Genomic DNA, 12091 nt, shown 5'->3' on the forward strand with positions numbered 1-12091 from the left:
CGAAGTGCCAAGTAATATTTAGTAGCATAAAAAGCTGAGGCGATGCCTCAGCTTTTCTACATTTCCATTTCTACAGCTGTATCAAGAACTTCCTGCGGAACAGCTATAGCCTCTACCTTATTATAGTTTGAGTATTGGCCGTTCATGTTCTGCTTCATGGAGATGGTCTGGCCTTCAGCCGTGATTTCCATTTCCATAATCATATTCAGCACACTTGGATAAAAAGTTTCTTTATCAATCACGATTTCGTATTCCACGCCGTTAATTTTCATGTTATCAAGCATTTCTCCGTTCGCGGCCAGTTCAGGCGGGAGCGTTTCTGCTGCTGTTTCCTTCACAAAATCATTGAACTTTTCTCCATCGGCTTTCAGCTTTAGGATGTAGTTTTCTGCGTCCTGTTCAAACGTAAAGTCGTCCACGAACTCCTGCAATTTTTTTAGTTCTTCACCAGGATTCGTCTGCTGACTGGACATTTGAAGCAAATCATCCGACATTTCTTTAGGGAACTTCATCCACTGCTTACCGGCGGCGTCATAAAGGAACATGCCTTCTTCAGTAAAATAGCTTTCGATATCATATGACTCTTCTGTGCCGTCCATCGACATAGTCATCTTTTGATAGAAGGCCATTGGATCTGTTGTAACATCCATGTCAATGACAGAATCGATATTCATATTTTCCCCTTCAGTGCCTGAGCTCATTTCCTGGCTCATATCCATATTTACGGAGAAGCTTTTAAGCTCTTCTGAAGCCTCGGTTGATTTCGTTAAAACTTCCTCCAGTGTCAATTCTGAAGCTTCTTCTGCTTTGGTTTCTTCCTTGTCTGTGCCACCATCAGATTCATTTACAGGTTTTGCTGTCTCACTGCATGCAGCCAGCATTAGAATCATTAAGAAGCCAATAAGAATTGCAAGGGACTTTTTCAAGGTATACACTCCTCTATTTTGGTTAGTCAGCTAATTTTACGGGAAAAAAAGGAAAAAAGTTTCAAAAATATGTAATTTGATACTTTAGGCCCAGAAGTTTTTAAATAAATAATAAACATATATAATGATAACAACAGAAATTTATTTTCGAGTGAGGGAAAAGTATGGAAACCTTTTTGGATGCGAACGGCGGGGAAGTGAGATTTTCTTTTAATAAAAGAGCTTTTGGAACAGAGCCAAGACATGTTCTGGTCATTTGCCGCTATGGCGATCAATGGCTGCTGACGAATCATAAAAAGCGGGGGTGGGAATTTCCGGGCGGCAAGAGAGAACAGGGGGAGTCACTTGATGAGGCAGCCAGAAGAGAGGTATATGAAGAAACAGGAGCGGACTTAAAGGATTTACATTTTATTGGTGAATATGAAGTAAACTTTGGAACCGAACGTTTTGTCAAAGCCATTTTTTTCGCAGAGGTGGAGAGCCTTAACAAAAAGGAGCAATATTTTGAAACTGACGGTCCCATCCTGACAGAGGGAAACATGCTGGAAGACAGATGGAACAGTCAATACAGTTTTATCATGAAGGATAAAGTAATTGAAAACTGCCTCGAAAAAATCATGAAGGAAAAGTAAAAAACGGCAATACACTGTGCCGTTTTTTTAAGATCCATTTTTAATCAGTTTTCGCTCGAGAAGTTCGACAAGCTGATACATCACTGTTGCAAAAACAGCAATTACCAGCAATGACAGCATGACAAGGGTGAAGTTGAATACTTGGAAGCCGTAAATAATCATGTATCCGAGACCTTTTGAAGATACGAGGAATTCGCCGACAATGACTCCGACCCATGATAGCCCGACATTCACCTTTAAAGTGGAAATGATAGTCGGGAATGAAGCAGGCAAAATGGCTTCCCTGAAGATTTGAAATCGATTCGCCCCAAAGGTCTGAAGCACTTTAATATAATTGGGGTCTACTTCTTTGAAAGATGTATAGACGACAATGGTTGTGATGATGATGGAAATAATCGCTCCCATGGCTACAATTGAAGTAAAACTGGGGCCTAATGCGACGATTAATATCGGGCCAAGGGCAACCTTTGGCATTGAATTCAGGACAACCAAATAGGGATCCGCTATTTTCGATAGCATCGGTGACCACCAGAGAATGGCTGCAAGCAATGTGCCTAAAAAAGTACCCAAAATGAATCCAAAAACGGTTTCTGACAAAGTATAGCCTAAATCCACCATCAAGGTACCATCCTGGATTTTGGTTAAAAATAACCCCCATACTTTAGAAGGCGAACTGAAAATCAGCGGATCTATCCATTGCTTTTGGCTTGCCAGCTCCCACCCTGAAAAAAACACGATAAAGATGACAGCCTGATAGAAGCGGACCCATTTTTTTTCACGGTTCAACGACTGGATATATTTCTGGTGGAGGAATTTAACGTTCTCCTGCGGGCTCAAGGGACTCCAGCTCCTTCCATATAGTTTGAAAAATTGCTGGATATGCTTCATGATTTCTTGCGTTAAAAGGAGTTTCATCTCTTAATTCTTTCGGAATGACAAACGTTTTATGAAGCTGTCCGGGCCTTGCGGAAAAGAGAAAAACGCGATCACTCATGCTGATTGCCTCACCAATATCATGGGTAACCAGTATGGCTGTTTTACCAAAAGATTTAAGCGTGTTAGAGACCAAATCCTCAAGCTTCAGCTTGGTTTGATAATCTAATGCGGAAAAGGGTTCATCAAGCATGAGCAGCTTTGGTTCTGTTGCAAGTGTTCTTACAAGGGCAACACGCTGGCGCATTCCGCCTGAAAGCTGCTTCGGAAACTGTGATTCTACACCTTTTAATCCCATCTCCTTAAGGAGCTGCAGAGCATAAGCTTTTTTGTCTGGAGTAAGGCTGTTCCCGATTTTCAGCCCCAGCAGGATATTTTCTTCAATCGTTTTCCAGGGAAAAAGATAATCCTGCTGCAGCATATAGCCAATTTCATTTTCTGCCGTTTCAACCCGCTTTCCTTCAAGTGTTACAGTGCCTTCTGTGGGTTCAAACAGGCCTGCTATGATGGAAAGCAAAGTTGTCTTGCCGCATCCGCTTGGGCCGAGGAAGGAAACAAATTCGCCTTCCTCCACTTCAAGCGAAATATCGGAGAGGGCCGTTACAGCAGAGGTTTTCGTAAAATAAGTGTGGTGGACAGCATCTACCTTTAAAAAATTCATGTCGGCCTCCTCTTTCGTTTATTACTTCATTACACCTTCAGCGATTTCTGTGTTGACAAGTGTGTCATGCTCTATGCGCTTAGGGAGCTCTCCTGCTTCGTCCATGATGTTCTGCAGATTTTCCCATTCTTCAGTGTCCAGGATAGGATCTGTTGCAAAGGATCCCTGGCTCTTATAGCGGTCTACTACCATCTCAATGATATCAAGCTCGGTATTGTCGAAATATCCTTGAATGGTTTCTGCCGTTTCTTTCGCACTGTGTGTCTCAACCCATTGCTGTGCTTTATAAATCGCTCTTGTGAATTTTTCGACCGTTTCTTTATTTTCATCAATATAGCTTTGTTTTGTCATGAATGTGGTATATGGTACATGACCGGACTCTGTTCCGAAAGAAGCTACGATATAGCCTTTGCCTTCTTTTTCAAAAACACTGGCAGTCGGCTCGAACAGCTGAACAAACTCGCCTGTTCCTGAAGCGAAGGCCGGAGCGATATTGGCATAATCAATATTTTGAATCAAGTCCATATCTGCGTGAGGATCAATTCCATGCTTTTTCAGAACAAACTCACCGGCCATTTGCGGCATACCGCCTTTGCGCTGGCCAAGGAATGTTTTGCCTTTCAGCATATCCCAGGAAAAATTGTCGATTTTATTGCGGGAAACTAAAAATGTTCCATCTGTCTGGGTTAGCTGTGCAAAGTTGATAACCGGGTCATTGGAGCCCTGCGCGGATACGTAAATCGATGTTTCAGAGCCAACAAGCGCCACATCAGCGCTGTCTGAAAGCAAAGCTGTCATCGTTTTATCTCCGCCTGCTGTAGTCGTAAGCTCTACTTTAAGACCTTCTTCTTCAAAGAAACCCTTCTCAAGGGCTACATATTGCGGAGCATAGAAGATGGAACGTGTCACTTCGGCAATACGGACGTTTTGCATTTCATCCTTTCCGCAAGCGGCCAAAGGAACAATAAGTATCGCCGTAAGCAAAAGAAGCATGCTTACTTTCATCCATTTTTTCATAAGCCATAAGACCTCCCTTATGCTAAAAAAGTCAGATTTAAAAGCCTAGGATATCGTATGAAAATCGAAAAAATGTGTGAATGCCCATGGAAACATTTTTAGGCGGAGGTCATAAAGCTCATACTATTAGTCGTATTCAGATTACTTCAAGAGGGGGAATGAGGACATGGAATTCCAAAATGGCCAAATCATAAATAAACAGAGATTTCCTTCGCCAAATCCGGCAATCGAATTATCAGTTGTCACATATCATGCAAACGGATTACATATAAAAGGCCTGCTGGCAGAGCCAAAGGGGGAGGAGCTATATGATGGATTCCTATACCTGAGAGGAGGCATAAAAAATGTCGGGAAAGTAAGGCCTTCACGGATTGTCCAGTTTGCCTGTGAAGGCTTTATTGTATTCGCCCCTTTTTACAGAGGCAACCAAGGGGGAGATGGAAACGAAGATTTTGCAGGGGAGGACAGACAGGACGCGTTTGCCGCTTTCACTCTTCTTCAGGAGCGTGCACGGGTAAAAAGAGTCCATATATTTGGCTTTTCCCGCGGTGGCGTAATGGCATTGCTTACTGCAATCGAGTTTCCGGAAGCCGCGTCCATTGTAACATGGGGAGGGGTCAGTGATATGTTTCTCACTTATGTGGAGCGCAAGGATCTCCGAAGAATGATGAAACGTGTAATAGGCGGAACCCCGACGAAGTTTCCGGAAAGGTATAAATATCGCACCCCGCTTTTTCGGCTGGAACAGCTGGAGGCGCCTGTCTTAATCATCCATGGGGAACAGGATCATAATGTTTCGGTGGAGCATTCCTATCGCCTGGAAAAAAGGCTCAAGGCTCTTAAAAAAGAAGTAGGCAGCTGGTATTTCCCTGAATATACCCACTACTTTCCGCCAGCCGTGAACCGGAAGACAGTAGAGGATTTAAGTGCGTGGATGAAAAGCAATGGGTAGATAAAATTAAAGACTTTCAGAGCGGAAAAAGGTGGGGTAAAATAGAGGTAAGGATATTAAGAATGAAGGAGAGATACCAATGGGTATGCCTTTAGAGCTGAACACAATGATCGTGACAAAGGGAAGGGAAAAAAGACTTGATGAAAATTTCTTTTCGCTTGTCAAAGACGGATACCGATTATATCCGCTCGATATCCCTGTCGAGGTAAAAAGAACAATTGACGGAGACCTGAACGGAATGGGTATTATTAGAAAAGTAGAATGGGAAAACAGCCAGACACTCATTACTTACCAGCTTGTTTCTCTAAACTCAACAAACTAAAGAGCGCCTGGACTTAGTCCGGCGTTTTTTTGTTCAAAAGATTTCTGCAAATCGCAAGTGAGAATAGTGCTTTTTTAATCAGGGAATGAGAAAGAATGATTAGTTGGAATAGTGCCGCTGAGCGAGGAAAAGGAGTTGCGAAAGGACTTAAACAGAAGGAATAGTGCTACTGAGAAATAGAAAAAGAGTGCGAACTGGAACTAATCGAAGCGCACTGTGCCGATCAACGACTATAAGTCTGCATGCAAGAAACTTATTCGTTCGAGCTTGAAGACTTATAAAATGAAATATAAAAAAGGAATTGCTGCTAAGCTGCAATTCCTTTTCTATATTATGCGATTGGTCCGCCTTTTTCTTCGATTTCAGAAGAAACGCTTGTGAACTTCTTGAAGTTCTCACGGAATTTTGCAGCGAGTTCTTTTGCCTTTGCTTCATAAGCAGCCTGATCTGCCCATGTTTTGTTTGGCTGAAGAACTTCGTCAGGCACACCCGTAACGTGCTGCGGAATTTCCAATCCGAAAATTTCGTCTTTGACTGTTTCTACGTTGTTTAGTTCGCCTTCAAGTGCAGCTTCCACCATAGCACGAGTGTAAGCAAGTTTCATGCGTTCACCGACTCCGTACTCTCCGCCAGTCCATCCTGTGTTTACCAGGAAGACTTTTGCATTATGCTCATCGATCTTCTCGCCAAGCATTTCAGCATAACGGTTTGCAGGAAGCGGAAGGAAAGGTGATCCAAAGCAAGTTGAGAACGTTGCCTGCGGTGAAGTGATGCCGCGCTCAGTTCCTGCCAGCTTGGAAGTATATCCGCTTAAGAAATGGTACATTGCCTGCTCTTTTGACAGTTTAGAGATTGGAGGCAATACGCCAAATGCGTCAGCTGTTAAAAATACGATTGTATTAGGATGTCCGGCAATGCTTGGGTCAACAATATTATCGATGGCCTGAAGCTGGTAAGCCGCACGTGTATTTTCAGTTAAAGTGCTGTCATCGTAATCAGCAACCCGAGTTTCGCTGTTTACTACCACATTTTCCAATACAGCCCCAAATCGGATAGCATCAAAAATTTGCGGTTCTTTCTCACGGGATAAGTTAATGCATTTCGCATAGCAGCCGCCTTCAATATTGAAGACGCCATTTGCTGACCAGCCATGCTCGTCATCCCCAATCAGCTTGCGGTTAGGGTCTGCAGATAAGGTTGTTTTCCCTGTTCCGGATAAGCCGAAGAATAAAGCAACATCTCCTTCACGACCAACGTTCGCGGAACAGTGCATAGGAAGGATCCCGTTTTCTGGAAGCATATAGTTCATAACAGAGAAAATGGACTTTTTCATTTCGCCTGCATATTCAGTACCACCGATTAAAACAGTACGGCGCTCGAATGAAATGATGATAAATGTTTCGGACTTTGTGCCGTCAACTGCAGGGTCTGCTTTGAAATTAGGAGCAGAAATGACTGTGAACTCTGCTTGATGATCCAATAGCTCGTCTTCTGCCGGACGAATGAATAACTGATGTGCGAAAAGATTGTGCCAGGCATATTCATTAATTACCTGGATTGGCATGCGGTGCTTTTTATCTGCGCCTGCGAAGCCTTTGAAAACAAATACTTCTTCTTTTTCTTTTAAGTAGTTGATTACTTTATTATAAAGATTAGAGAATGCTTCTTCAGAGATAGGCTGGTTTACGCTGCCCCAATCCATTTTATCTTTATTTGATGCTTCTTCAACAATGTATTTATCTTTAGGAGAACGTCCTGTATACTTTCCTGTAGTAGCGCGTACGGCGCCAGTAGAGGTAAGGGACCCTTCATTGCGGTTTAAAACTTTTTCCACAAGCTGAGGAACGGATAATTGCACTTGAATGTTGCTGCCATTTAATAATTCGCTCAATTCGTTTGATATGCTTACAGAGTTCATCTGATGAATACCTTCCTTTTTTCCGATTTTTTTATGAAAGTGATTACATCTCGAAATTAGTATAACACATTAAAACGATTAGTCTATACTATTACGAAACTTTTTTATTCATGTTATAAAAATGTCATAATTGGACATGCAATTCCACTTTAATCACCTTATAACTGATATATGTTAATATAGAAGAAAGTGTTAATTTTAACATGGGACTGATCTAAAATGAAGACAATTGCCCTCTATGATGAAACTTGTTCTTTATGCAAGGAAACAAAGAAGATATTTAAAAAACTTGATTGGCTGAATAAAGTGGTATGGATTTCTCTGCAGGAGTATGAAAAAATCCCGGATTCTCTCTCGTTTTCCAAGCATGACCTGCGCAGAGAGCTTCATATTATTACTCCATCGGGCGGTGTGAAAAAGGGTTATTCTGCAGTAAGGAGACTGCTGTTCCTCTTTCCTGCCTCCTTTTTAATCAGCCTCCTTTTATATCTCCCATTGACGCCAATACTGGGCGATCCGATCTACAAATGGATTGCTAAAAACAGGCATAAATTTCTAAAGAAAAAATGTGATGATGGAAGCTGTTCGCTGTAAGCATGGAGCATAATTTTCAATGCTGAAATTTTACTGTTAAAAATAATGAAAACTTGTTGACATGATTCGATAAAATACGGTATGATTCAACCTTGAACGGATACTCTCTTATCCCGAGCTGGTGGAGGGACAGGCCCTATGAAACCCAGCAACCTGCTAAAAGGCATTTATCAGCAAAGGTGCTAACCTGACGCAAGGACGTAATTCCTTGAACGATAAGAGTGAAAGGCGCGAATCGATTTGCTTTCAACCTTTTCACTATTGAGAAGGTTTTTTATTTTGCACAGGCAATGGGATGAACGGCTTTTGGAATGTACTATTTATGTGAGTTTTTAGCAGCTTGCAGAGAGGCATAAGAAAAGATGGATGCCTGGCTTTCTAGCCAGCGATGCCTATTTTTCTAATAAAAACTCCATGTTTATTTCATACTACTAAGGGAATGAGTTCCGTATCAAACAGAGATCCATGAAATGACAGGGAAAAGTTCTTTTCCGCTTCCCCATTTCTTAATTCTCGCTCAATTTTCTATTTATAAGGAGGAAGCCAGATGTCAACAAAGCGTCGTTTGTTTACTTCTGAATCAGTTACTGAAGGTCATCCGGATAAAATCTGTGACCAAATTTCTGATGCAATCTTAGATGCGATTTTAGCTAAAGATGCGAATGCCCGTGTTGCTGCAGAGACTTCTGTAACAACTGGACTTGTATTAGTTGCAGGTGAAATCACAACATCTACATACGTAGATATTCCAAAAATCGTTCGTGAAACGGTAAAAGAAATCGGTTATACCCGTGCTAAATATGGTTTCGATTCCGAAACATGTGCAGTTTTAACTTCCATTGATGAGCAGTCAGCAGATATTGCAATGGGTGTTGACCAGGCTCTTGAAGCAAGGGAAGGACAAATGAGTGATCAGGAAATCGAAGCAATCGGTGCAGGGGACCAGGGTTTAATGTTCGGTTTTGCATGCAACGAAACGAAAGAGCTAATGCCTCTTCCGATTTCTTTAGCACATAAACTTTCCCGCCGTCTGACTGAAGTTCGTAAAGAAGAAATTCTTCCTTACCTTCGTCCGGACGGAAAAACTCAGGTAACGGTTGAGTATGATGAAAATGACAAGCCAGTCCGCATTGACACAATCGTTATTTCTACCCAGCATCACCCTGAGATCAGCCTGGAGCAAATCCAGCGCAATCTTAAGGAGCATGTTATTAACCCGGTTGTTCCCAAAGAACTAATCGATGAGAATACAAAGTATTTCATCAACCCAACAGGACGTTTTGTAATCGGCGGACCTCAAGGGGATGCAGGCCTGACTGGACGCAAAATCATTGTTGATACTTACGGCGGATATGCCCGTCATGGCGGAGGCGCGTTCTCCGGTAAGGATCCTACAAAGGTTGACCGCTCTGCTGCTTATGCTGCTCGTTATGTAGCGAAGAACCTTGTGGCAGCAGGTTTAGCTGAGAAAGTGGAAGTTCAGCTTGCTTATGCGATTGGTGTAGCACAGCCAGTGTCGATTTCTGTTGATACATTCGGAACAGGCAAAGTCGATGAAGATGTACTAGTTGATCTAATTAGAAAGCACTTTGATCTTCGCCCTGCAGGAATTATTAACATGCTTGGCCTTCGCCGCCCAATTTACAAGCAGACAGCTGCTTACGGACACTTCGGACGTACAGATGTTGATCTTCCTTGGGAGCGTACGGACAAAGCTGAAATCCTTCGCTCTGAAGCTTAATAGAAAAGCGGAAGCTCTTTGGCCATCCCCGATACTTTAAGGGGGAGACAAAAATATAAAAAGCGGGAGTTGCATTAATCAATGTAACTCCCGCTTTCTTTTTTGCGTCATTATACATAAAGGGTGTTTATTCACTTTTCGGTCTTTATGCTCTTTAGTCGTTTATAATTATATGTTATCGTATAAACTTCGGATAATGGCTTAATTTTCCGTGCATATTTTTTTTATATTCCACGTGCTAATTATAAATGATTAGTGGTAGTATTATAGGGTATGTTTTCTAAGAAAAAGGAGCCGTTAAGGCTGTATCTAAATATTGAGAAAAGAATGGAGTAGGTGACGTACATAATGTGTGGTTTTATTGGTTGTGTACATGAAAAAGCACAAAATTACCGTGACGCAGATAAAGAACAGTTCCAAAATATGAATGATATCATTACCCATCGGGGTCCCGATGATTCAGGATACTATTTTGATGACCATATTCAATTCGGCTTCCGCCGGCTGAGCATTATCGATATCGAAAGCGGACACCAGCCGCTGACATACGAGAATGAGCGTTATTGGATTATCTTTAATGGTGAAATCTATAACTATGTGGAACTTCGTGAAGAACTTCTCAAAGCTGGATTAAGCTTTGAAACAAGCTCCGATACAGAAGTCATAATTGCCCTTTACAGCCATATGAAAGAAAAGGCTGTTGAAAAATTGCGCGGTATGTTTGCGTTTGTCATTTGGGATAAACAGGAACAGTCTCTATATGGAGCCAGAGATCCATTTGGGATTAAGCCTTTCTTTTATTACGATAAGGGAGACCGCACGTTCTTTGGATCAGAGAAGAAGAGCATTCTTTTGGCTCTTCAAAATGATGTATTAAACTATGACTCCCTCCAGCATTATCTGACCTATCAGTTTGTGCCTGAGCCAAACACGATGTCAGAGGGAATCCATAAGCTTGAGCCTGGCCATTATTTTACTAAAAAAATTGGTGCTCAAATGGATATTAAGCGATATTGGAAAGCTGCTTTCCTTCCAGTGCAGAAGTCAGAAGCTGATTTCACGAAAGAAATTAGAGATGTTTTGTTCGACTCAGTCAAAATGCATATGCGCGCCGATGTTCCGGTAGGTTCATTTCTTTCAGGCGGAATCGATTCTTCCATCATTGCTTCCATTGCGAAAGAATTCCATCCTGCTATTAAAACATTCTCCGTCGGGTTTGAACGCAATGGCTTCAGCGAGGTGGATGTAGCGAAAGAAACAGCGGAAAAGCTGGGTGTCGAAAACATCAGCTACATCATAACTCCTGAGGAATACATGAATGAGATTCCGAGAATCATGTGGCATATGGACGATCCGCTTGCTGACCCGGCTTGTGTGCCCCTTTATTTTGTAGCAAGAGAAGCACGCAAGCATGTAACGGTTGTACTTTCAGGTGAGGGCGCTGATGAGCTATTTGGCGGCTATAATATTTACCGTGAACCACAATCCCTGGAAGTCTTCAATAAAATTCCTGCCATCGGCAAAAAGCTTCTACGCATGATTGCAAACATGATGCCAGAGGGAATGAAGGGGAAAAGCTTTATCGAACGCGGTGTAACACCAATGGAAGAGCGCTACATTGGAAATGCAAAAATGTTTACAGAGCAAGAGAAGCGCAGCCTGCTTCATGTATATAAAGACAGCTTAAATTATACGGATATCACTAAACCGCTATATGAAGAAAGCCGGGGCTATGATCCGGTTGACCGCATGCAGTATATCGATATTCATACGTGGATGCGCGGAGACATTCTATTGAAAGCGGACAAAATGACGATGGCTCATTCTCTCGAGCTTCGTGTTCCGTTCCTTGATAAAGAAGTGTTTGAAGTGGCTTCCAAAATTCCGACCAGCCTGAAAACGGCCAATGGAACTACGAAGTATATTCTTCGCAAAGCTGCTGAAGGAGTCGTTCCAGACCATGTGCTGAACCGCAAGAAGCTTGGATTCCCTGTGCCAATCCGCCACTGGCTGAAAGACGAGATGAATGAATGGGCGAAAAATATCATTCGTGAAAGCAGCACAGATCATCTAATTAATAAAGATTACGTACTGCAGCTGCTAGAAGACCATTGTCAGGATAAAGCGGACAATAGCCGCAAAATCTGGACAGTTCTTATGTTCATGGTTTGGCATCAGGTATATGTGGAGAAAAAGTATTCTTTTGAGAAAGAGTATTTGTTAAATAAAGACTTGCAGCCGCTTAAAGGCTAAAAATAAAAACGTCCATCAGGTGTGAACTGTGCCCCGATTTACGGACAGTTTAAAAAGCGCCTATGCGGCTAGTAAATGGCCCCGGTATTGCCCCGGGGTCATTTTATTTAAGCCCCATTGATAACGATGCTGGTTATATTCC

Annotated in this window: 11 protein-coding genes and 1 riboswitch; of the genes, 6 read left to right on the forward strand and 5 right to left on the reverse strand. The window is 42.2% G+C overall.

Features of this window, described 5'->3' with window-relative positions:
• Window positions 1–56: 56 nt before the first annotated feature.
• Window positions 57–926, reverse strand: coding sequence for a DUF6612 family protein (locus tag NR125_RS26815; protein WP_019383005.1), 870 nt, complete (start codon window positions 924–926; stop codon window positions 57–59).
• 164 nt (window positions 927–1090) lie between these two features.
• Between NR125_RS26815 and ytkD the strand changes: the two genes are divergently transcribed.
• Window positions 1091–1558 carry an RNA deprotection pyrophosphohydrolase gene (gene ytkD / locus NR125_RS26820; protein ID WP_019383006.1) on the forward strand — a complete coding sequence of 156 codons (468 nt, stop codon included), beginning with the start codon at window positions 1091–1093 and terminating at the stop codon, window positions 1556–1558.
• Window positions 1559–1585: 27 nt separating this feature from the next.
• On the opposite strand, the gene NR125_RS26825 is transcribed toward ytkD, so the two are convergent.
• Genes NR125_RS26825 through NR125_RS26835 form a run of 3 tightly spaced genes read right to left on the reverse strand, consistent with a single transcriptional unit; the run spans window position 1586 to window position 4169 of the window.
• Complete coding sequence (locus NR125_RS26825; RefSeq protein WP_372675488.1) at window positions 1586–2446, reverse strand: ABC transporter permease; 861 nt, start codon at window positions 2444–2446, stop codon at window positions 1586–1588.
• Complete coding sequence (locus tag NR125_RS26830; RefSeq protein ID WP_009333391.1) at window positions 2373–3152, reverse strand: ABC transporter ATP-binding protein; 780 nt, start codon at window positions 3150–3152, stop codon at window positions 2373–2375. The genes NR125_RS26825 and NR125_RS26830 overlap by 74 nt, the downstream gene beginning before the upstream one ends.
• A 21-nt stretch (window positions 3153–3173) precedes the next feature.
• The gene (locus NR125_RS26835) at window positions 3174–4169 is read right to left on the reverse strand and encodes an ABC transporter substrate-binding protein (RefSeq protein WP_009333390.1); all 996 of its coding nucleotides are present in this window, start codon (window positions 4167–4169) and stop codon (window positions 3174–3176) included.
• Window positions 4170–4335: 166 nt separating this feature from the next.
• On the opposite strand from NR125_RS26835, the gene NR125_RS26840 reads away from it, so the two are divergent.
• Both NR125_RS26840 and NR125_RS26845 read left to right on the forward strand, forming a co-directional pair.
• On the forward strand, window positions 4336–5121 hold the full coding sequence (locus NR125_RS26840; protein ID WP_192907807.1) for an alpha/beta hydrolase family protein: 786 nt from the start codon (window positions 4336–4338) through the stop codon (window positions 5119–5121).
• A 79-nt stretch (window positions 5122–5200) separates the two neighbouring features.
• Window positions 5201–5443: a DUF2584 domain-containing protein gene (locus NR125_RS26845; RefSeq protein WP_009333388.1), complete on the forward strand. Its 243-nt coding sequence runs from the start codon at window positions 5201–5203 to the stop codon at window positions 5441–5443.
• A 331-nt stretch (window positions 5444–5774) separates the two neighbouring features.
• Here the strand turns inward: NR125_RS26845 and pckA are convergent, their stop codons facing one another.
• Entirely contained in the window at window positions 5775–7361 is a 1587-nt protein-coding gene (pckA, locus tag NR125_RS26850) for a phosphoenolpyruvate carboxykinase (ATP) (protein WP_009333387.1), read from the reverse strand.
• A gap of 219 nt (window positions 7362–7580) precedes the next feature.
• On the opposite strand from pckA, the gene NR125_RS26855 reads away from it, so the two are divergent.
• From NR125_RS26855 to asnB, 3 genes are all read left to right on the forward strand, one after another.
• Complete coding sequence (locus tag NR125_RS26855) at window positions 7581–7955, forward strand: thiol-disulfide oxidoreductase DCC family protein (protein WP_009333386.1); 375 nt, start codon at window positions 7581–7583, stop codon at window positions 7953–7955.
• 105 nt (window positions 7956–8060) lie between these two features.
• Window positions 8061–8177, forward strand: a riboswitch (SAM riboswitch).
• 325 nt (window positions 8178–8502) lie between these two features.
• A complete protein-coding gene (gene metK, locus NR125_RS26860; RefSeq protein WP_256816501.1) occupies window positions 8503–9696 on the forward strand; it encodes a methionine adenosyltransferase in 1194 nt (397 codons plus the stop codon).
• Between the two features lie 348 nt (window positions 9697–10044).
• On the forward strand, window positions 10045–11949 hold the full coding sequence (gene asnB / locus NR125_RS26865) for an asparagine synthase (glutamine-hydrolyzing) (protein WP_009333384.1): 1905 nt from the start codon (window positions 10045–10047) through the stop codon (window positions 11947–11949).
• The last annotated feature ends 142 nt before the right edge of the window (window positions 11950–12091 follow it).

Origin of the sequence: Cytobacillus sp. Bac17 (assembly GCF_024519925.1) — a bacterium.
GTDB lineage: Bacteria > Bacillota > Bacilli > Bacillales > Cytobacillaceae > Cytobacillus > Cytobacillus pseudoceanisediminis.

Coding starts and splice junctions, on each gene's coding strand:
- pckA (WP_009333387.1), bottom strand. CDS start 7,361: ATGAACTCTGTAAGCATATCAAACGAATTGAGCGAATTATTAAATGGC.
- NR125_RS26855 (WP_009333386.1), top strand. CDS start 7,581: ATGAAGACAATTGCCCTCTATGATGAAACTTGTTCTTTATGCAAGGAA.
- NR125_RS26825 (WP_372675488.1), bottom strand. CDS start 2,446: ATGAAGCATATCCAGCAATTTTTCAAACTATATGGAAGGAGCTGGAGT.
- NR125_RS26840 (WP_192907807.1), top strand. CDS start 4,336: ATGGAATTCCAAAATGGCCAAATCATAAATAAACAGAGATTTCCTTCG.
- ytkD (WP_019383006.1), top strand. CDS start 1,091: ATGGAAACCTTTTTGGATGCGAACGGCGGGGAAGTGAGATTTTCTTTT.
- NR125_RS26830 (WP_009333391.1), bottom strand. CDS start 3,152: ATGAATTTTTTAAAGGTAGATGCTGTCCACCACACTTATTTTACGAAA.
- NR125_RS26845 (WP_009333388.1), top strand. CDS start 5,201: ATGGGTATGCCTTTAGAGCTGAACACAATGATCGTGACAAAGGGAAGG.
- NR125_RS26835 (WP_009333390.1), bottom strand. CDS start 4,169: ATGAAAAAATGGATGAAAGTAAGCATGCTTCTTTTGCTTACGGCGATA.
- asnB (WP_009333384.1), top strand. CDS start 10,045: ATGTGTGGTTTTATTGGTTGTGTACATGAAAAAGCACAAAATTACCGT.
- metK (WP_256816501.1), top strand. CDS start 8,503: ATGTCAACAAAGCGTCGTTTGTTTACTTCTGAATCAGTTACTGAAGGT.